This is a genomic window from Cellulomonas sp. ACRRI (genome assembly GCF_022346185.1).
Classification (GTDB): Bacteria; Actinomycetota; Actinomycetes; order Actinomycetales; family Cellulomonadaceae; genus Cellulomonas.
In genome coordinates, this window is sequence record NZ_JAKRMS010000023.1 from 18,609 (window position 1) to 38,400 (window position 19,792).

The 19,792-nt window shown below is 75.2% G+C and carries 20 protein-coding genes; 18 read left to right on the top strand and 2 right to left on the bottom strand.

Going from position 1 to position 19,792, the window contains the following annotated elements; genetic code table 11:
- Positions 1-3 precede the first annotated feature (3 nt).
- The 18 genes from MHY85_RS06805 (at position 4) to MHY85_RS06890 (ending at position 17,700) form a co-directional block, all read left to right on the top strand.
- A complete protein-coding gene (locus MHY85_RS06805; protein ID WP_239194576.1) occupies positions 4-606 on the top strand; it encodes an HIT domain-containing protein in 603 nt (200 codons plus the stop codon).
- Between the two features lie 7 nt (positions 607-613).
- Positions 614-1,231 (top strand): phosphatidylinositol phosphate synthase, encoded by a 618-nt coding sequence (gene pgsA / locus MHY85_RS06810; RefSeq protein ID WP_239194579.1) that lies wholly within the window; start codon positions 614-616, stop codon positions 1,229-1,231.
- Positions 1,228-2,214, top strand: coding sequence for a phosphatidylinositol mannoside acyltransferase (locus MHY85_RS06815; RefSeq protein ID WP_239194582.1), 987 nt, complete (start codon positions 1,228-1,230; stop codon positions 2,212-2,214). Before pgsA ends, MHY85_RS06815 begins: the two co-directional genes overlap by 4 nt.
- 32 nt (positions 2,215-2,246) lie before the next feature.
- Entirely contained in the window at positions 2,247-3,440 is a 1,194-nt protein-coding gene (locus tag MHY85_RS06820; RefSeq protein ID WP_239194671.1) for a glycosyltransferase family 4 protein, read from the top strand.
- A 4-nt stretch (positions 3,441-3,444) separates the two neighbouring features.
- Positions 3,445-4,077 (top strand): hypothetical protein, encoded by a 633-nt coding sequence (locus MHY85_RS06825; protein ID WP_239194585.1) that lies wholly within the window; start codon positions 3,445-3,447, stop codon positions 4,075-4,077.
- A gap of 119 nt (positions 4,078-4,196) precedes the next feature.
- Positions 4,197-5,120, top strand: a complete 924-nt coding sequence (gene pdxS, locus MHY85_RS06830; protein ID WP_217616275.1) for a pyridoxal 5'-phosphate synthase lyase subunit PdxS — start codon at positions 4,197-4,199, stop codon at positions 5,118-5,120.
- On the top strand, positions 5,117-5,749 hold the full coding sequence (locus tag MHY85_RS06835; RefSeq protein WP_374233080.1) for an NUDIX hydrolase: 633 nt from the start codon (positions 5,117-5,119) through the stop codon (positions 5,747-5,749). The genes pdxS and MHY85_RS06835 overlap by 4 nt, the downstream gene beginning before the upstream one ends.
- A 52-nt stretch (positions 5,750-5,801) precedes the next feature.
- On the top strand, positions 5,802-7,007 hold the full coding sequence (locus tag MHY85_RS06840) for a pyridoxal phosphate-dependent aminotransferase (RefSeq protein ID WP_239194588.1): 1,206 nt from the start codon (positions 5,802-5,804) through the stop codon (positions 7,005-7,007).
- A gap of 9 nt (positions 7,008-7,016) precedes the next feature.
- On the top strand, positions 7,017-7,634 hold the full coding sequence (pdxT, locus tag MHY85_RS06845) for a pyridoxal 5'-phosphate synthase glutaminase subunit PdxT (protein ID WP_239194591.1): 618 nt from the start codon (positions 7,017-7,019) through the stop codon (positions 7,632-7,634).
- 85 nt (positions 7,635-7,719) lie between these two features.
- Positions 7,720-8,475 (top strand): YebC/PmpR family DNA-binding transcriptional regulator, encoded by a 756-nt coding sequence (locus tag MHY85_RS06850; protein WP_158373627.1) that lies wholly within the window; start codon positions 7,720-7,722, stop codon positions 8,473-8,475.
- Positions 8,476-8,628: 153 nt separating this feature from the next.
- The gene (ruvC, locus tag MHY85_RS06855) at positions 8,629-9,201 is read left to right on the top strand and encodes a crossover junction endodeoxyribonuclease RuvC (RefSeq protein WP_239194594.1); all 573 of its coding nucleotides are present in this window, start codon (positions 8,629-8,631) and stop codon (positions 9,199-9,201) included.
- A gap of 121 nt (positions 9,202-9,322) precedes the next feature.
- The gene (gene ruvA, locus MHY85_RS06860) at positions 9,323-9,943 is read left to right on the top strand and encodes a Holliday junction branch migration protein RuvA (RefSeq protein ID WP_239194597.1); all 621 of its coding nucleotides are present in this window, start codon (positions 9,323-9,325) and stop codon (positions 9,941-9,943) included.
- Positions 9,936-10,991: a Holliday junction branch migration DNA helicase RuvB gene (gene ruvB, locus MHY85_RS06865; protein WP_239194617.1), complete on the top strand. Its 1,056-nt coding sequence runs from the start codon at positions 9,936-9,938 to the stop codon at positions 10,989-10,991. Before ruvA ends, ruvB begins: the two co-directional genes overlap by 8 nt.
- Positions 10,992-11,122: 131 nt before the next feature.
- Positions 11,123-11,542: a preprotein translocase subunit YajC gene (gene yajC, locus MHY85_RS06870; RefSeq protein WP_239194620.1), complete on the top strand. Its 420-nt coding sequence runs from the start codon at positions 11,123-11,125 to the stop codon at positions 11,540-11,542.
- 102 nt (positions 11,543-11,644) lie between these two features.
- Positions 11,645-13,498, top strand: coding sequence for a protein translocase subunit SecD (secD, locus tag MHY85_RS06875; RefSeq protein ID WP_255732189.1), 1,854 nt, complete (start codon positions 11,645-11,647; stop codon positions 13,496-13,498).
- Positions 13,498-14,604 (top strand): protein translocase subunit SecF, encoded by a 1,107-nt coding sequence (gene secF, locus MHY85_RS06880; protein ID WP_239194623.1) that lies wholly within the window; start codon positions 13,498-13,500, stop codon positions 14,602-14,604. The genes secD and secF overlap by 1 nt, the downstream gene beginning before the upstream one ends.
- Complete coding sequence (locus tag MHY85_RS06885) at positions 14,601-15,170, top strand: adenine phosphoribosyltransferase (RefSeq protein ID WP_239194644.1); 570 nt, start codon at positions 14,601-14,603, stop codon at positions 15,168-15,170. The genes secF and MHY85_RS06885 overlap by 4 nt, the downstream gene beginning before the upstream one ends.
- Before the next feature lie 202 nt (positions 15,171-15,372).
- Positions 15,373-17,700, top strand: coding sequence for a bifunctional (p)ppGpp synthetase/guanosine-3',5'-bis(diphosphate) 3'-pyrophosphohydrolase (locus MHY85_RS06890; protein ID WP_239194647.1), 2,328 nt, complete (start codon positions 15,373-15,375; stop codon positions 17,698-17,700).
- Between the two features lie 15 nt (positions 17,701-17,715).
- On the opposite strand, the gene MHY85_RS06895 is transcribed toward MHY85_RS06890, so the two are convergent.
- Positions 17,716-18,357, bottom strand: a complete 642-nt coding sequence (locus tag MHY85_RS06895; RefSeq protein WP_239194665.1) for a hypothetical protein — start codon at positions 18,355-18,357, stop codon at positions 17,716-17,718.
- A 67-nt stretch (positions 18,358-18,424) separates the two neighbouring features.
- Positions 18,425-19,792, bottom strand: a 1,368-nt coding sequence (locus MHY85_RS06900) for a DUF349 domain-containing protein (protein ID WP_239194668.1), incomplete at its 5' end; no start/stop codon positions are given.

Consider the following 19,792-nt stretch of genomic DNA (forward strand, 5'->3'; position numbering starts at 1 on the left):
GCGGTGACGGCGCACGACGACGGCCGGGGGGAGCCGGCGGTGGAGGACGCCGCCGGCCTCCCCGGCGTGCCCGACGGCTTCGGCCGGCTGTGGACCCCGCACCGGATGGCCTACATCGGCGGCGAGAACAAGCCGGCCGACGGCGAGCAGGGCGACGGCTGCCCGTTCTGCCGCATCCCGTCGCTGCCCGACGAGGACGGCCTGGTCGTCGCGCGCGGCGCGGTCGCCTACGTCGTGCTCAACCTGTACCCGTACAACGGCGGCCACGTCCTGGTGGTCCCGTACCGGCACGTCGCCGACTACACGGACCTGACCGACGCCGAGGTGGCCGAGGTCGCGGACCTCACCCGCACGGCCATGCGCGTGCTGCGCGCGGTGAGCGGCCCGCACGGCTTCAACCTGGGCATGAACCAGGGGGCCGTCGCCGGTGCCGGCATCGCGGCGCACCTGCACCAGCACGTGGTGCCGCGCTGGTCGGGCGACAGCAACTTCCTGCCGATCGTCGGCCGCACCCGGGCGCTGCCGGAGCTCCTGCACGACACCCGGGCCCGCCTCGCGGCGGCCTGGCCGGCGGCCGACGCCGCCGCCGGCGACCAGAAGGGATGACCGGCCCGTGCTGAACGGACTGCGGGGGGCCATGACCCGGCTCTTCACCCCGGTGGCGGACGCGCTCCTGAAGCGCGGCGTCTCGCCGGACGCGGTGACCATCACCGGCACCGTCGCCGTCGTCGCGGCGGCCCTCTGGCTCTACCCGACCGGGCACTTCCTGGCCGCGAGCCTCGTCATCGCGTTCTTCGCGCTCACCGACAGCCTGGACGGGGTCATGGCGCGCCGCGCCGGCCGGTCCGGGCCGTGGGGCGCGTTCCTCGACTCGACGCTGGACCGGTTCGGCGACGCCGCGATCTTCTCCGGCCTGGTGCTGTGGTTCGTGCACGGCAGCGACTCGTCCTGGGCGGGCTGGGGGTCGGGCCTGGCGCTGGCGTGCCTGGTGCTCGGCGCGATCGTGCCCTACGCGCGGGCCCGCGCCGAGGGGCTCGGCATGACCGCGGCGGTCGGGATCGCCGAGCGCGCCGACCGGCTCGCGACGGTCCTGGTCGCGACGGCCCTCGTCGGTGTCGGCGTGCCGGAGCCCGTGCTGGTCGTGGTGCTCGGCCTGCTCGCCGTGGCGTCGCTCGTGACGGTCGCGCAGCGGGTGCTGACGGTCCGGCGCCAGGCGCTGGGGGCGGCGTGAGGCGCCCGCAGCTGGACGTGGCGCGGCTGTTCGCGTTCGCGTGGCGGGTCGTCGGCAAGGTCCCCGACCCAGTGGTGCGCGGAGCGTTCCGGCTGGTCGCCGACGTGGTGTGGCTGCTCCGCGGCGCGGGCGTCCGGCAGCTCGAGGCGAACCTCGGGCGGGTGCGGCCGCAGGCCCGCCCGGACGAGATCCGCCGGCTGAGCCTGCTCGGCATGCGGTCGTACATGCGCTACTACGGCGAGGCGTTCGCGCTGGTCGGGGTGAAGCCCGAGCAGATCGACGCCCGGGTGCGGCTGGTCGACCCGGGCGAGGTCGTCGGCACCATGCGCGAGGGCCGGATGATCGTCCTGGCGCTCGGGCACCTGGGCAACTGGGACCTCGCCGGCGCCTGGGCCACCCGCAACCTCGGGCGGACGGTCACGGTCGCCGAGCGGCTCAAGCCCGAGGCGCTGTTCCAGGAGTTCCTGCGGTTCCGCGAGAGCCTCGGCCTGGAGATCATCCCGCTGGCGGAGGGCGGCGCGGGGGGCGGGGTGTTCCGCGAGCTCGTGCGCGTGGCCCGGCAGCCCGGCGGCGGCCTGGTCCCGCTGCTCGCCGACCGCGACCTGACCGCCCGCGGCGTGGAGGTCGACCTGCTCGGCGAGCGCGCCCGGGTCGCGGCCGGGCCCGCCGCGCTGGCCGTCTCGACGGGCGCCCCGCTGTGCGCGGCCACGATCACGTACGAGCGCCTGACCGGCGCGCGCCGGCGCGCGGCCGGCACCGCGTGGGGCGTGGTGATCGAGTTCGGCCGGCTGCTGAGCGTGCCCGACGACGTCCCCCGGTCCGAGCGGGTCGCGGCGCTCACCCAGGCGTGGGTGGACGACCTCGGGCGGGGCATCGCCCGGGCCCCGCAGGACTGGCACATGCTGCAGAAGGTGTTCGTGGCCGACCTGGACCCCGAGCGGTACGCGCGGACCAGGGCGGCGGCCGGCGAGGCGGCGTCGTGATCGCCGGCCTGGCGCCGGGGCCGTCCCGACCGCTGCGGGTCGGCATCGTCTGCCCCTACTCGTTCGACGTGCCGGGCGGCGTGCAGTTCCACGTCCGGGACCTCGCGGAGGCGCTGATCGACCGCGGGCACAGCGTGTCCGTGCTGGCGCCCGCCGACGAGGACACCCCGATCCCGCCCTACATGACCTCCGCCGGCCGTGCCGTGCCCGTCCGGTACAACGGCTCGGTCGCGCGGCTGGCGTTCGGCCCGATCACGGCGGCCAAGGTGCGGCGCTGGCTGGAGGCCGGGCAGTTCGACGTGCTGCACCTGCACGAGCCGGCCACGCCGTCGCTGAGCATGCTCGCGCTGTGGATCGCCGACGGCCCCGTGGTCGCGACGTTCCACTCCTCGCTGGTGCGGTCGCGGTCGCTGCAGCTCGCCTACCCGCTGGTCCGGCAGTCGCTGGAGAAGATCGGCGCGCGGATCGCGGTGTCCGAGGACGCGCGCCGCACCCTCGTCGAGCACCTGGGCGGCGACGCGGTCGTGATCCCGAACGGGGTGTTCGTCGACGCGTTCGACGGGGTGCCCGCCGACCCGCGCTGGACCGGGACGCCCGAGGCGCCGACCGTGGTGTTCCTGGGCCGGCTGGACGAGCCGCGCAAGGGCCTGCCGGTGCTGCTCGAGGCGGTCCCGGAGGTGCGCCGGGCGTTCCCGGGCGTGCGGGTCCTGGTCGCCGGCCGCGGCGACACCGGTCCCGCCGAGGTGCGCGAGCTCCTCGGGGACGACGCGGACGCGGTGGAGTTCCTGGGCGGGATCAGCGACGAGGAGAAGGCGCGGCTGCTCGCGTCCGCGGACGTGTACTGCGCGCCGCAGACCGGCGGCGAGTCGTTCGGCATCGTGCTGGTCGAGGCGATGAGCGCGGGCACCGCGGTGCTGGCCTCGGACCTGGGCGCGTTCCGGCGGGTGCTCGACGACGGCGCCGCGGGCGTGCTGTTCCGCACCGGCGACCCCGCCGACCTCGCGCGCGCTCTCGTCGGGCTGCTCGGCGACCCGGGGGAGCGCGACCGGGTGGCCGCGGCGGGCCGCGCGGCCGTCGGGCGGTACGACTGGTCGACGGTGACGCACCAGGTGCTGACGGTGTACGAGATGGCGGTCGAGGGCAGCGTGGCGCCGGTGGGCGAGGACCCCACCTCGCTGCGCGGCGCCCGGACGGCGCTGCGGCGCCTGCGCGGGGACGAGGGATGACACGATGAGCTGGTCCGAGACGGCGGTGGTCGTCGTCGCGGTGCTCCTGGTGGTGCTGTGGTGGTCCTGGGTGGCCGCCTCGCGCATCGACCGCCTGCACCGCAAGGTCGCCGCGTCGCGCGCCGTGGTGGACACCCAGCTGCTCCGGCGGGCGTCCGCGGCGTCGACCCTCGCGGCGTCCGGCGTGCTCGACCCGGTGAGCTCGGTGCTCGTGGGCGAGGCCTCCTGGGCGTCGATCGCCGCGGGCAGCCCGCAGACCCAGGGCATGGCCCGGCTGCCCGCCGAGCTGCGCGGGCCCGAGCGGGCCGACCCGGCCACCGCCGACCGCGGGCTGGTGGAGTCCGAGCTGTCCGCGACCCTCCGCGAGGCGCTGGACGACCCGGAGGAGGTCGCCGCGCTGCGGGAGGAGCCCGGCGCGGCCGAGCTGCTCGACGCGCTCGGGGACGCCTGGTACCGGGTGCAGCTCGCGCGCCGGTTCCACAACGAGGCGGTCGCCCAGGCGCAGCGGATGCGCCGCGGCTGGGCGGTGCGCACCCTGCGGCTGGCGGGACGCGCGCCGATGCCGCAGACGCTGGAGCTGGACGACGCCTGGCCCGCCGCCCTGGGCCGGCCCGGGCAGCCGCCGGCCGCCGCCTGACGCCGCGCCCCGCCCCCCGGGGCACACCCGCGCGAGGCGTGGACGACCGCCGTCGCCGTCGCCCGGCGCGACTACGATGGGAGCCGGAAACTCCCCTGAGCCGAACTGCGAGGACCTCCGTGACCACCGACACCAGCCAGCCCGCCACCGGCACCGACGTCCCCGCCGTGGGCACCGCCCGCGTGAAGCGCGGCATGGCGGAGATGCTCAAGGGCGGCGTGATCATGGACGTCGTCACCGCCGAGCAGGCCAAGATCGCCGAGGACGCCGGCGCGGTCGCCGTCATGGCGCTCGAGCGGGTGCCCGCCGACATCCGGGCCCAGGGCGGCGTCGCGCGGATGAGCGACCCGGACCTCATCGACGGCATCGTCAGCACCGTGTCCATCCCGGTCATGGCCAAGGCCCGCATCGGCCACTTCGTCGAGGCCCAGGTGCTGCAGAGCCTCGGCGTGGACTACGTCGACGAGTCCGAGGTCCTGACCCCGGCCGACTACGCGCACCACATCGACAAGTGGCAGTTCACCGTGCCGTTCGTCTGCGGCGCGACCAACCTGGGCGAGGCCCTGCGCCGCATCACCGAGGGCGCGGCGATGATCCGCTCCAAGGGCGAGGCCGGCACCGGCGACGTGTCGAACGCGACCACCCACATGCGGACCATCCGCGACGAGATCCGCCGGCTGTCCTCGCTGCCGGAGGACGAGCTGTTCCTCGCCGCCAAGGAGCTGCAGGCGCCGTACGACCTCGTGGTCGAGGTGGCCCGCGCCGGCAAGCTGCCCGTGGTGCTGTTCACCGCGGGCGGCATCGCCACCCCGGCCGACGCGGCGATGATGCGCCAGCTGGGCGCCGAGGGCGTGTTCGTCGGCTCCGGCATCTTCAAGTCGGGCAACCCGGCGCAGCGCGCCGCGGCGATCGTGAAGGCGACGACCTTCTACGACGACCCGGACGTCATCGCGAAGGTCTCCCGCGGCCTCGGCGAGGCGATGGTCGGCATCAACGTGGACGACGTCCCGGTGCCGCACCGCCTGGCCGAGCGCGGCTGGTGACCCACCCCGTGCCGACCGACGGCCCGTCGACCCCCGCGGGGGCCGGCGGGCCGTCGCCGTCGGGGCAGGTGCCGGCCGCGACCACCGTCTCGTCGCTCGGCGCCGACTGGGTGCCGGGCGAGGACGGGCTGCGGTTCCGGCGGGCGGCGCGGGTGCTGCTGCTCGACGCCGAGGACCGGCTGCTGCTCGTCCGCGGCCACGACGTCGACCAGCCCGAGCGGTCCTGGTGGTTCACGGTCGGCGGCGGGATCGACGCGGGGGAGTCCGCCCGCCAGGCGGCGGTCCGCGAGGTCCGCGAGGAGACCGGGCTGCTGCTGGACGAGGCCGCGCTCGTCGGCCCGGTGCTCACCCGGTCCGCGCTGTTCGACTTCTACGCGGAGCACTGCCGGCAGGACGAGGAGTTCTTCCTGGCGCGGGTCGGCGAGGCGCTCGACACCGCGACGGTCGCCCGGGACGGCTGGACCGAGGTCGAGCTGGACGTGCTCGACGAGCTGCGCTGGTGGCGCCTGGACGACCTGGCCGCCGAGACCCGCGAGGTGTTCCCCGAGGGGCTGGCGGACCTGGTGCGGCCGCTGCTCGACGGCTGGGACGGGTCGGTGCGGCACCTCGGGCTGCAGCGCGACGACTGACTTCCGTACCGGGGAGTAACGTCCCGCGCCGGTTGTCGGATACGGTCGGCCGGTGCCCATCTCGACCTCGCCCGTGACCCGCATGCACCGCAGCGGCATCCGCACCCTCATGGAGCTCGCGATGCGCGACCCGGAGGCGATCCGGCTGGAGATCGGCGAGCCCGACGTGCCGACGCCCGCGCACGTCGTGGCCGCGGCCGGCCGGGACGCCGCCGCGGGGCACACCGCGTACACGTCCAGCACCGGCACGCCCGAGCTGCGCGCCGCGCTGGCCGAGAAGGTGCGGCGGGTCAACGGCCTCGACGTCACCGCCGCCGACGTCGTCGTGACGCACGGCGCGATGCACGGGCTCGCCATGGCGATCAACGCGCTGGCCGGCCCGGGCGACGAGGTGCTGCTGCCCGACCCCGAGTTCCCGAACTGGCGGATGGCGGCCGTGGCGGCCGGCGTCGGCGTCGCGACCTACCCGGCGCGGGCGGCGAACGGCTTCGTGCCGACGCTGGCCGACATCGCCGCCGCCATCACGCCGGCGACCCGCGTGATCGTCGTGTGCTCCCCGAACAACCCGACGGGCGCCATGTACCCGCCGGAGCTGCTGGCCGGCGTCGTCGAGCTGGCGCGCGAGCGCGACCTGTGGGTGTTCTCGGACGAGTGCTACGAGGCGATCACCTTCGACCGCCCGCACGCCAGCCCGGCCGCGTTCGACACCGACGGCCGGGTGCTGACCTTCTTCAGCTTCTCCAAGACCTATGCGATGACCGGCTGGCGGCTCGGCTACGTCGTGTCCCGGGACCCGGGCGTGATCGACCTGCTCGGCCAGGTCGCCGAGGCGACGGTCGCCTGCCCGTCGTCGGTGAGCCAGCGGGCCGCGCTCGCCGCGCTGACCGGCCCGCAGGACGACGTCGCGGCCGCGGTCGACTCCTACCGGGAGCGGCGCGACGCCGCGACGGCGCTGCTCGACGCGCGCGGCGTCCCGTCGGTCCGCCCGCAGGGCGCGTTCTACCTGATGGTCGACGTGTCCGCCGCGACCGCGGACTCCGAAGCCTTCGCGCTGCGCCTGCTGGCCGACCGGCACGTGTCGGTGTCGCCGGGGTCGGCGTTCGGACCGGGCGGCGAGGGCATGGTGCGCGTGTCGCTCGCGAGCGAGCGCGGCGCGCTGCTCACGGGGCTGGCGCGGCTGGCGGACCTGGTGGCGGACTGGGCCGGGTCGCGGGTCGCCGTGGGCGGCGGTGCGCTGCACGGCGCCGCTGATTCGTAGGATGAGCGGGTGACCGCCACCCCCACCATCGGTGTCCTGGCCCTGCAGGGCGACGTCCGCGAGCACCTGGCCGCCCTGCGCGCCGCCGGGGCGGAGGCCGTCCCGGTGCGCCGCACGTCCGAGCTCGACGCCGTCGACGGCCTGGTGCTGCCCGGCGGCGAGTCGACCACGATCGACAAGCTGCTGCGCGCGTTCGACCTCGACGTGCCCGTGCGGAAGCGGCTCGAGGCGGGCATGCCCGCCTACGGGTCGTGCGCCGGGATGATCCTCCTCGCCGACCGGATCGTCGGCGGGATCGACGGGCAGCGGACCCTCGGCGGCCTCGACGTCACGGTGCGCCGCAACGCGTTCGGGCGCCAGGTCGACTCGTTCGAGACGGACCTGACCATCGACGGCGTCCCGGACAGCGCGGCCGACCCGGTGCACGCGGTGTTCATCCGCGCGCCCTGGGTGGAGGAGGTCGGGCCGGCGGCCACCGCGCTCGCCCGCGTGGAGTCCGGGCCCGCCGCCGGTAGGATCGTCGCGGTGCGCCAGGGCTCGTTGCTCGCCACGTCCTTCCACCCGGAGGTGACGGGGGACACGCGGGTGCACCGGCTGTTCGTCGAGATCGTCCGCGACGCCCTGTGAGAGCGGGGGCGCGCTCCGCTGCCGGGGCGCGCCGCACCGCCGGCCCGGGCAGCGCCGGGGCGGCGCGGGAAACGAGAGGGAAGCGATGTCGGGTCACTCCAAGTGGGCCACCACCAAGCACAAGAAGGCCGTGATCGACGCGAAGCGCGGCAAGCTCTTCGCGAAGCTCATCAAGAACATCGAGGTCGCCGCGCGCACCGGCGGTGGTGACCCCGCGGGCAACCCGACGCTGTTCGACGCCATCCAGAAGGCCAAGAAGACCTCGGTCCCGAACGACAACATCGAGCGCGCGGTCAAGCGCGGCTCCGGTGCCGAGGCCGGCGGCGCGGACTACCAGACGATCCTCTACGAGGGCTACGGCCCCGGCGGCGTCGCGTTCCTGGTCGAGTGCCTCACGGACAACCGGAACCGCGCGGCGGCCGACGTGCGCGTGGCGTTCACCCGCAGCGGCGGCCAGATGGCCGACCCCGGCTCGGTGGCGTACCTGTTCTCGCGCAAGGGCGTCGTCATGGTCCCCAAGGAGGGCACGACCGAGGACGACGTCATGCTGACCGTGCTCGACGCGGGCGCCGAGGAGGTCAACGACGCGGGCGAGGCCTTCGAGGTGCTCTCCGAGGCGACCGACCTCGTCAAGGTGCGCACCGCGCTGCAGGAGGCCGGCATCGAGTACGACTCGGCCGACGTCGTGTTCTACCCGGCGACGCAGATCGAGGTGGACGCCGAGGGCGCCCGCAAGGTCCTGCGCCTGATCGACGCGCTCGAGGACTCGGACGACGTGCAGAACGTCTACGCGAACTTCGACGCCTCCGACGAGGTCATGGCGGAGCTCGAGGACGACTGAGCCGCGCCGCGACGCCCCGCCCCGGACCCCCGGGCGCGGGGCGTCGTCGCGTCCGGGGCCGCGCCCGCCCCCGACGGGTGGAAGGTCTGGCCGGACACGCCGACGGCGTGTCCGGCCAGACCTTCCACCCGGGCGGGCTGCGAGGATGGGGGCGTGCGCGTACTCGGTGTGGACCCCGGCCTGACCCGCTGCGGGCTGGGCGTGGTCGACGGGCTCCCCGGCCGCAAGGTCCGGATGGTGGCGGTCGGGGTCGCGCAGAGCCCGCCGGGCGGGGACATCGACCAGCGGCTGCTGGTCATCGCCGCGACCATCGACGAGTGGCTCGAGGAGCACGCGCCCGACGCCCTCGCGGTGGAGCGGGTGTTCGCCCAGCACAACGTGAGCACCGTCATGGGGACCGCGCAGGTCGCCGGCATCGCGATGCTCGCGGCCGCGCGGCGGAAGATCCCCGTCGCGATGCACACGCCCTCCGAGGTGAAGGCCGCGGTCACCGGCAGCGGCCGGGCGGAGAAGCCGCAGGTCCAGTCGATGGTGCAGCGGCTGCTGTCCCTCGACGAGCTGCCCCGCCCCGCGGACGCCGCGGACGCCCTCGCGCTCGCGATCTGCCACCTGTGGCGCCCGGCCGGGGCGGTCGGCGCGCCGCAGCGTGCGCCCGGGGCGATGACCGCCGCCCAGCGGGCGTGGGCCGCGGCCGAGCAGGCGGCCCGCCGGGTCCCCTCCCGCTGACCCCCGGGGGCGCGCGGGTCCGCCGCGTGTCGTTCGTACACGTGTTCGCACGCGTGGCAGACTGCACCGCGGGCGCGCGGCCACCGCGGTCGCGCGTCGTCCGCGACTGGGAGGAGCCGGAGTGATCGCCTCGGTGCACGGGACGGTGCAGGCCGTGCGGCTGGACGCCGCGGTGGTGGAGGTCGGCGGCGTCGGCATGCTCGTGCAGGCGACCCCCGCGACGCTCGCCGGCCTGCGGGTCGGGCAGCCCGCCACGCTGCACACCTCGCTGGTGGTGCGCGAGGAGTCGCTGACCCTGTTCGGGTTCGCCGACGACGACGAGCGCGAGGTCTTCGAGGTCCTGCAGCAGGTCAGCGGCGTGGGCCCGCGGCTCGCGCTGGCGATGCTCGCGGTGCACACCCCGGACGGCCTGCGCCGCGCGGTCGCCACCGAGGACCTCGCCGCGCTCAAGCGGGTGCCGGGCATCGGCCAGAAGGGCGCGCAGCGGATCGTGCTGGAGCTCGCCGACCGGCTCGGCGCGCCGGCCCCGGTCGCGCTCGCCGGCGGCGCCGCAGCGCCTGCGGGCCGCGCCGACCGCCGCGACCAGGTGGTCGACGCGCTCGTCGGCCTCGGCTGGAACCAGAAGGCGGCCACCGACGCGGTCGCGACCGTGCTCGACGGCAGCGACGAGCCCGTGGGCGAGGCCGAGGTCGCGGGCGTGCTGCGCGCGGCGCTGCGCACCCTGGGCGGTGGCCGTGGCTGACGAGGCCGACCTCGGCGTGGACGTCGACCCCGCGGACTCGGTCGTCCGGCCCGGGGCCGACGACCTCGAGCGCGCCGCCGAGGCGGCGCTGCGCCCGCGGCACCTGGACGAGTTCGTCGGCCAGAAGGTGGTCCGCGAGCAGCTGTCCCTGGTGCTGCAGGCGGCGCTCGGCCGCGGGCGGGCCCCCGACCACGTGCTGCTGTCCGGCCCGCCCGGGCTCGGCAAGACGACGCTCGCCATGATCATCGCCGCGGAGCTCGGCACCTCGCTGCGCGTCACCAGCGGCCCCGCGATCCAGCACGCCGGCGACCTCGCCGCGATCCTCTCCTCGCTGGAGGAGAACGAGGTGCTGTTCATCGACGAGATCCACCGGCTCGCGCGGCCCGCCGAGGAGCTGCTGTACGTCGCGATGGAGGACTTCCGGGTCGACGTCGTGGTGGGCAAGGGGGCGGGCGCGAGCGCCATCCCGCTGGCGCTGCCGCCGTTCACGGTCGTCGGCGCCACCACCCGCGCCGGCCTGCTCCCGGCGCCGCTGCGCGACCGGTTCGGGTTCACGGGGCACCTCGACTTCTACGCCGACGACGAGCTGGAGCGGGTGCTGGTCCGGTCCGCCGGCCTGCTGGGCGTGCCGCTCGCGCACGAGGCGGCCGCCGAGATCGCCTCCCGGTCCCGCGGCACCCCGCGCATCGCCAACCGGCTGCTGCGCCGGGTGCGCGACTGGGCGCAGGTGCGCGGCGACGGCACGCTGTCGCTCGACGCCGCCCGCGCGGCGCTCGAGGTGTACGAGGTCGACCGCCGCGGCCTCGACCGGCTCGACCGGTCCGTGCTCACCGCGCTGTGCACCCGGTTCGGAGGCGGCCCGGTCGGGCTCACCACGCTGGCGGTCGCGGTGGGCGAGGAGCCGGAGACGGTCGAGACCGTCGCGGAGCCGTTCCTGGTCCGCGAGGGGCTGATCGGGCGGACCCCGCGCGGCCGGGTCGCGACCCCCGAGGCGTGGGCGCACCTGGGGCTGTCGGCGCCCGTGCCCACGGATACGCTGTTCGGCTGAGACCCCGCGCGCCGCGGCGGGCCGGACAGGTCCCGCACAGGGAACCGGCGCGCGCCCGCGGTCGTTAGGAGCCCGGAGCCGTGGCGCCTAGACTGCGGCCGACGTCGTACGCAGTCAGGAGCTGTTTCCTCGTGGACTTCTCGTTCCTCATCATCCTCGCCATCGGGGCCGTGGCGCTGTTCCTCATGAGCAGCCGGCAGCGCAAGGCGCAGCGGGAGCAGCTCAGCTTCCGCGACAACCTGCAGCCCGGGCAGCGCGTGATGACCGGCTCCGGCATGTACGGCACCGTCGTCGAGGTCGACGGCGACGAGGTCACGCTCGAGTCGACGCCCGGCAACGGGTCCGTCTGGATCAAGGCCGCGATCGCGCGCCTGGTCGAGCCGCCGGTGGACGAGGAGCCTGAGGTCGACGAGGACGTCGAGGACGACGTCGAGTGGCGCGACGAGCCGGGCGCCATCCCGCCGGGCCGGATCGACGTCCCGGACGACCTCTCCTCGCTGCAGCCGCCGCGCGACGACGAGGGCCCCGACAGCAAGAAGTCCCAGCAGTAGTCGACCGGGCGTCCCGCCTCCGCCGCGTGCGGGGGACGGGGCGCCCTTCATCCGCACCGCCCGCCGTCCGCGGGCGGTGCGCGCACGAGAGAAGACGGTCCGTTGGCCCCACCCACACGCCGCCGCCACCCGGCGCGCATCCTGCTCACGCTCGCCGTGATCACGGTCGCCGTGTTCGGCGCGATCTTCGCCGGCACCAAGCTGTCGGACGCGACCTGGACGCCCAAGCTCGCCCTCGACCTCGAGGGCGGTACCCAGCTCATCCTGGCCCCGGTCGCGCAGGACGAGTCCCGCGTCACCTCCGAGACCATCGCGCAGGCGATCGAGGTCATCCGGCAGCGCGTCGACTCGTCCGGCGTCGCCGAGGCGGAGATCAGCTCGCAGGGCGGGTCCAACATCGTCGTGGCCCTCCCGGGTCGCCCGAGCGAGGAGACGCTGGACCTGGTCCGCACCTCCGCGCAGATGGAGTTCCGGCCGGTCCTGACGTACGGCGCCGCGACGCCGACGGCGACCCCGTCCGCGAGCCCGACGGACGGCGCGACGGAGCCCTCGGACCAGCCGACCAAGGACGCGCCGGACTCCGCGAGCGACGCCGAGTACTACATCACCCCCGCCGTGCAGGCGGAGTACGACGCCCTCGACTGCACCGACCCGGCGAACCTCACCGGCGGCAAGCAGGGCGCGGCCGACGCGGCACTCGTGACCTGCGACCCCGACGGCACCGTGAAGTACGTCCTGGGCCCGGTCGAGGTCGAGGGCTCGCACATCGCGAACGCCAGCTCCGGCCTGCAGGTCAGCCCGTCCGGCGCCGTCACCAACAACTGGGCGGTCAACCTGGAGTTCGACCGGACCGGCACCCGCCAGTTCGCGGACGTCACCGAGCGGCTGCAGGGCCTGACCTCGCCGCAGAACCAGTTCGCCATCGTGCTCGACGGGCTCGTCATCTCGGCGCCGTCGCTCGACCCGGGCGTGATCATCTCGGACGGCAAGGCGGAGATCTCCGGCTCGTTCACCCGCGACTCGGCGACCGCGCTCGCGAACCAGCTGAAGTTCGGCGCGCTGCCGCTCAGCTTCGAGGTGCAGAGCGAGGAGCAGATCTCCGCGACGCTCGGCTCCGAGCAGCTGGAGAAGGGCCTGATCGCCGGCCTCATCGGCCTGATCCTGGTCGTCGTCTACTCGCTGTTCCAGTACCGCGCGCTCGGCCTGGTGACGGTCGCGTCGCTGGTCATCGCCGCGGTGCTCACCTACGGCGTGATCACGCTGCTGTCCTGGACGCAGGGCTACCGCCTGTCGCTGCCCGGCGTCGCCGGGTTGATCGTGGCCATCGGCATCACGGCGGACTCGTTCATCGTGTACTTCGAGCGCATCCGCGACGAGCTGCGCGAGGGGCGGACGCTGGTCGCCGCCGTCGACCGCGCCTGGGAGCGTGCGCGCCGCACGATCCTGGCGTCCGACGCGGTGAACTTCCTCGCCGCCCTGGTGCTCTACTTCCTGGCCGTCGGCTCGGTGCGCGGCTTCGCGTTCACCCTCGGCCTGACCACGCTGCTCGACCTGCTCATCGTGTTCACCTTCACCCACCCGGTGATGCGCCTGATCGCGAAGACCCGGTTCTTTGGCAGCGGGCACCCGCTGTCCGGCCTGGACCCCCGCCGGCTCGGCGCGCCCGAGTCGACCCGCTACGTCGGCCGCGGCCGCGTGGTGACGGGCCGGCGCGCGGACGGCGACGCCCCCGCCGCGGAGACGGCCGACCTCGACGCCCGCACGTCCACGCTGGTGGCGGCCCCGGCCGGCGCGGGTGGCACCATCGCCGAGCGCCGCGCCGCCGCGCGCGCGGCGCAGGCCGAGGCGGAGGCGGGTCCCCCCGACGACGCCGGGAGCCCCGGCACGACCGACACCGACGACGCACCCGACGGCAGCACCCCCGCCGCGCGACGCACCGAGGGGAGCGAGTCCTGATGGCCGTCAACTTCGCCCAGTGGGGCAACGACCTGTACACGGGCCGCCGCTCGTACGACATCGTCGGCCGGCGCCGCACCTGGTTCCTGATCTCCGGGGTCCTGGTGCTGCTGTCGATCGTCCTGCTGTTCAAGCCCGGCCTGCACCCCGGCATCGAGTTCCGCGGCGGCTCCCAGTTCACCGTCTCCAACGTCTCGAGCACGGACCAGCAGCCCGCCGTCGACGCGATCACCGCGATCGCGCCGGAGGAGGTGCCCCGCGTCAGCAACGTCGGCTCCTCGACGCTGCGCGTCCAGACGTCCGAGCTCACGAACGACCAGGTGACCCAGGTCCGCGCGGCGCTCGAGGACGCCTACGGCGTGTCCGAGGACGACGTCGCGAGCTCGTTCATCGGCCCCACCTGGGGCGCGGACGTGTCGAAGAAGGCCGCGACGTCGCTGGTCGTGTTCCTGGTGCTCGTCAGCATCGTCATGACCGTGTACTTCCGGAACTGGCGCATGGCCGTGGCGGCGATCGTGGCGCTGTTCCACGACATCCTCATCACCGCGGGCGTGTACGCCGCGATCGGCTGGGAGGTCACGCCGGCGACGGTGATCGGCTTCCTCACGATCCTCGGGTACTCGATCTACGACACCGTCGTGGTGTTCGACAAGGTCCGCGAGAACACCGTCGGGATCACCGACCAGACGCGTGCCACCTACGAGGAGCGCGCCAACCTCGCGGTCAACCAGACGCTGGTCCGGTCCATCAACACCTCGGTCGTCGCGCTGCTGCCGGTCGCGGGCATCCTGTTCATCGGGGCGTTCGTGCTCGGCGCCGGCACGCTGCGCGACATCGCGCTCGCGCTGTTCGTCGGCATGATCGTCGGCGCGTTCTCCTCGATCTTCCTCGCGACGCCGCTCGAGGTGGTGCTCCGCCTGCGCGAGCAGCCGATCCGCGAGCACACCGCGAAGGTGCTGGCCGCCCGCGCGCGGCTCGTCGAGGGCGGGCTGGACGAGGACGCCTCGGCGGAGCAGGTCGCGGTCGCGCGGTTCACGGGCCAGGTGCGCCCGGGCGGCCACCAGGGAGTCGCGGCCCAGCCGCGCAGGAAGAAGGGCCGGCGATGAGCGGCGTGCAGGACGTGAGCGGTCAGGGCCTCGGGCTGACGGGCCAGGCGCTCGTCGACCGGGTCGAGGCGCTGGTGCGCAGCGTCCCGGACTACCCGACGCCCGGCGTGGTGTTCAAGGACATCACCCCGCTGCTCGCCGACGGCCCCGCGTTCCAGGCGGTCGTGCGCGAGATGGCCGCCCGGGTCCCGGGGCCGGTCGACCTGGTCGCCGGCATGGAGGCGCGCGGGTTCATCCTCGCCGCGCCGGTCGCGCTGGCCCTCGGCGCCGGCTTCCTGCCGGTGCGGAAGGCCGGCAAGCTGCCCGGGCCGACCGCCCGCCGGGACTACGAGCTGGAGTACGGCGCGGCCTCGGTCGAGCTGCACCCGTTCACGGTGCCGGCCGGCGCCCGGGTGCTCGTGGTCGACGACGTGCTCGCCACGGGCGGCACGGCGCAGGCGACCGTCGAGCTGCTGGAGGAGTGCGGGGCCGAGGTCGTGGGCCTGTCCTTCCTCATGGACCTCACGTTCCTGCCGGGCCGGTCGCGGCTCGCGGGGCGGCACGTGGACGCGCTGCTCGCGGTCTGACCCTCCCGCTCGTCCCGCACGCCGCCGCCCTCGCCCGGGCGGCGGCGTGCGGTGCTCCCGGGCTGAGGGTCCGCCGGTGGCGGACGTGACGCGGACCGTGGCGGCGACGCCGTAGAATCGTGCGGATCGACGGCGTGTCCGGCTCGCGCCGGGCGCGCGGTGGCGGACAGCCGGGCGCGACCCGGCACGGCGGGAGGCGCGCATGGCGGACCCGGTTCGGACCCCGGCAGGAGCTGACGCACGGCCGGAGGCGCCCGCGACCACGGGCGGCACCAGCCGGGTGCGGTCGCGCCTGGCCCGGTTCGGGCAGAGCCGGGGTCCGCAGCAGTCGCCGGTGATCGAGCCGCTGCTGCAGGCCGTGCGCACCAACCACCCGAAGGCCGACCTCAGCCTGATCGAGCGCGCCTACGTCACCGCCGAGCGCGCGCACCGGGGCCAGCTCCGCAAGAGCGGCGACCCGTACATCACGCACCCGGTCGCGGTCGCGACCATCCTGGCCGAGCTCGGCATGACGCCGCCGACGCTCGCCGCCGCGCTGCTGCACGACACCGTCGAGGACACGTCGTACTCCCTGGACCAGCTCCGCAGCGAGTACGGGCCCGAGATCGCCATGCTCGTCGACGGCGTGACGAAGCTCGACAAGGTCACGTACGGCGACGCCGCGCAGGCCGAGACCGTGCGCAAGATGGTCGTCGCGATGTCCCGGGACATCCGGGTGCTGGTCATCAAGCTCGCCGACCGGCTGCACAACGCGCGCACCTGGAAGTTCGTCCCGGCCGCGTCGGCCGAGAAGAAGGCCCGCGAGACCCTCGAGATCTACGCGCCGCTGGCGCACCGCCTCGGCATGAACACGATCAAGTGGGAGCTCGAGGACCTGTCGTTCTCGACGCTGTACCCCAAGGTCTACGACGAGATCGTGCACCTGGTCGCCGAGCGCGCGCCGGCCCGCGAGGAGTACCTCGCCGTGGTCCGCGAGCAGGTCGGCGCCGACCTGCGCAGCGCCAAGATCAAGGCGACGGTCACCGGCCGGCCGAAGCACTACTACTCGATCTACCAGAAGATGATCGTGCGGGGCCGCGACTTCGCCGACATCTACGACCTGGTGGGCGTGCGCGTCCTGGTCGACACGGTGCGGGACTGCTACGCGGCGCTGGGCGCGCTGCACGCGCGGTGGAACCCGGTCCCGGGCCGGTTCAAGGACTACATCGCGATGCCCAAGTTCAACCTCTACCAGTCGCTGCACACGACGGTCATCGGCCCCGGCGGCAAGCCCGTCGAGATCCAGATCCGCACGCACGACATGCACCGCCGGGCGGAGTACGGCGTCGCGGCGCACTGGAAGTACAAGGAGAGCGCCAAGGGCGGCGCGGGCGCCGACGCCGACGGCAACGACATGGCCTGGCTCCGCCAGCTCGTCGACTGGCAGAAGGAGACGGCGGACCCGTCGGAGTTCCTCGACTCGCTCCGGTTCGAGATCGCCGACGGCGAGGTCTACGTCTTCACGCCCAAGGGCGACGTCATGGCGCTGCCCGCCGGCGCCACCCCGGTCGACTTCGCGTACGCGGTGCACACGGAGGTGGGGCACCGCACGATGGGCGCCCGGGTCAACGGCCGGCTGGTGCCGCTCGACTCCACCCTGGAGAACGGCGACGTCATCGAGGTGTTCACCTCGAAGTCCGAGACCGCCGGCCCCTCCCGCGACTGGCTCGGCTTCGTCACCAGCCCCCGGGCGCGCAACAAGATCCGCCAGTGGTTCACCAAGGAGCGGCGCGAGGAGGCGATCGAGCACGGCAAGGACGCCATCGCCAAGGCGATGCGCAAGCAGAACCTGCCGATCCAGCGCCTGCTGTCGCACGAGTCGCTCGTCGCGCTCGCCAACGAGATGCGCTACGCCGACGTCTCCGCCCTGTACGCGGCGATCGGCGAGGGCCAGGTGTCCGCGGCGACCGTCGTGCAGCGGCTCGTGCACGCGATGGGCGGAGAGCCGGGTGCCGAGGAGGACATCGCCGAGGTCGCCCGCCCCGGGCAGACCGCGCGCCGGGTCCGCACCGGCGACCCCGGCGTGGTCGTCAAGGGCGTGGACGACATCTGGGTCAAGCTGGCCAAGTGCTGCACCCCGGTGCCGGGCGACGACATCATCGGGTTCGTCACCCGGGGCCAGGGTGTCAGCGTGCACCGGTCCGACTGCATCAACGTCACCGCCCTGCGCGCCCAGCCCGAGCGGATGGTCGACGTCGAGTGGAGCCAGGGGAGCACCGCCCTGTTCCTCGTGCAGATCCAGGTCGAGGCGCTCGACCGGAGCCGGCTGCTGTCGGACATCACCCGGGTGCTCTCCGACCACCACGTCAACATCCTGTCCGCGTCGGTGTCGACCTCCCGCGACCGGGTCGCCCAGTCGCGGTTCGTGTTCGAGATGGCGGAGCCGTCGCACCTCGCCTCGGTGCTCTCGGCCGTGCGCAAGGTCGAGGGCGTGTTCGACGTCTACCGGATCACGGGCGCGAAGGCGGAGCAGCCGGCCGTCGAGGCGTAGAGCCGGGCCCGGGCCTCACGCCGGGTCCGGGCTCCGGGCCGGGGCCGGGGACGAGCCGGTGCGCGCGAGGAGGGGCACCAGCGCCGCCGCGGCGCGCACCCCGCGTCGCCCGGCCGCCGCGGCGACGTCCGCGCGCACCCGGGCCGGGTCGACGCCCGCCGCGTGCAGCCGGGCCACCAGCGGCAGCGCCCGCTCCGGCGGGTCGTGGCTCAGCAGGTCGACCGCGGTCCGCCGCGGGGCGGTCACCCGGACCCCGCCGAGCAGCACGACGTCCGCGTCCGGCAGCGCCGTGGCCGCGGCGGCCCGTCCCGGGGCGGGGTCGGGGACGCGCCCGCCGCTCGGGGCCACCAGGTCGACCCGTGCGGGCGGGGGACCGCCCACGTGCACCCACGCCGCTGCGGCGCGGGCGACGGCGCACCGCGGCGGGACGAGCGGGCCCAGGGCGGCTGCACGCAGCGCCGGCGTCGGCCGCACCCCGGCCGGCAGGGCGACGTCGCCGCGCAGCCGCACGAGGTGGCCGTCGCGGAGCAGCAGGTGCCAGGCGACCGCGCCGACGTCCGCGGGCCGCACGAGGGGCGTGGGCGGCAGCCGGGCGGCGGTCCGGGGGACCGGGAGGCCGCGGCCGTCGGCGGGCGGGGGAGTCGGGCGCGAGGTCACCGGAAGCACGATGCCGGTCGACCCCCGCGCGTGGCGAGGGGCGACCGGCACCGGCTGTGGACGAGCATCAGCCGCGCGACTCCTCGGCGGCCCGCTGCACCTGCTCCAGCCACGACCGCCGGGCGTCGAGCGCAGCCTGCGCCTCGGCGACCTTGCGGGCGTCGCCGCCGGCCTGCGCCTGGGCGAGGTCGGCCTCGAGCTGGGCGATCGCGTTCTCGAGCTGGGCCAGGGCGCCCTCGGCCCGCGCGCGGGTCTCCGGGTTCGTCCGGCGCCACTCCGCCTGGTCGGCGTCGCGGACCCTCGCCTCGACGGCGCGCAGCCGGCCCTCGACGCGCTGGATGTCGCCGCGCGGCACCTTGCCCGCGGCCTCCCAGCGGTCCTGGATCGAGCGCAGCGCCGCCTTGGCCTGGGCCAGCCCCTTCGCCGGGTCGATCGCCTCGGCCTCGACCAGCAGCGCCTCCTTGACCTCCAGGTTGGCGCCGTACTCCCGGTCCGTGGCGGCGTTCAGCTCGTCACGGGCGTGGAAGAACGTGTCCTGCGCGGCGCGGAACCGTGCCCACAGCGCGTCGTCGTCCGTGCGGCTCGCGCGACCGGCGGCCTTCCACCGGGCCATCAGGTCCCGGTAGGCGCCCGCGGTCGGACCCCACTCGGTGCTCGACGACAGGCGCTCGGCCTCGCGGACGATCTCCTCCTTGGTGGCCTTCGCGCCCGCGTTGCGGGACTCCAGCTCGGCGAAGTAGTGCCGCCGCTCCCGGTCGAACGTGGTGCGCGCGTGGCTGAACCGCTTCCACAGCGCCTCCTCCGAGGTGCGGTCGATGCGCGGCCCGGAGCGCTGCGCGTCCTTCCACTCCTCGAGCAGGCCGCGGAGCTGCTCGCCGGCCGGGCGCCACTGCATGCGCGCCGGGTCGGTCCCGGCGATCTTCTCCGCGCGCTCGACGATCTGCGTGCGCGCCTCGAGGGCGGCCTGCCGGGCGGCGGCCCGCTCGGCGTCGACGGCGGCCCGGCGCTCCGCCGCGGTGGCGCGCAGGGCGTCCAGGCGGGCGCGCAGCCCGTCCAGGTCGCCGACGGCCGCCGGCTCGGCGGTCTCCTCGGTCAGGCGGGCGAGGGTCTGGTCGATCTCCTTGACCGCCAGGTCCGTCGCCGTGAGGCGCGCCTCGAACAGCGCGACCTTGGCCTGCAGGTCGAGGAACCGGCGCACGTACAGCGCGAGGGCCTCGTCGGCGGTGGCGCCCGGGAACTGGCCGACGGCGCGCTCGCCGGCGGCCTCCCGCACGTACACCGTGCCCTCGTCGTCGACGCGGCCGAACTCGGCCGCGGCGGCCGCCTCGGCGGAGTCGTCGGCCACGGGGGCCGGGGCCGCGGCCCCCCCGGGGCGCGGGGGCGGGGCCCCGCCCCGCCGGGGGAAACAAAAAAAAACCCACCCAACCCCCCACCC

Coding starts and splice junctions, on each gene's coding strand:
- MHY85_RS06825 (WP_239194585.1), top strand. CDS start 3,445: ATGAGCTGGTCCGAGACGGCGGTGGTCGTCGTCGCGGTGCTCCTGGTG.
- MHY85_RS06850 (WP_158373627.1), top strand. CDS start 7,720: ATGTCGGGTCACTCCAAGTGGGCCACCACCAAGCACAAGAAGGCCGTG.
- secF (WP_239194623.1), top strand. CDS start 13,498: ATGGCCGTCAACTTCGCCCAGTGGGGCAACGACCTGTACACGGGCCGC.
- MHY85_RS06885 (WP_239194644.1), top strand. CDS start 14,601: ATGAGCGGCGTGCAGGACGTGAGCGGTCAGGGCCTCGGGCTGACGGGC.
- MHY85_RS06890 (WP_239194647.1), top strand. CDS start 15,373: ATGGCGGACCCGGTTCGGACCCCGGCAGGAGCTGACGCACGGCCGGAG.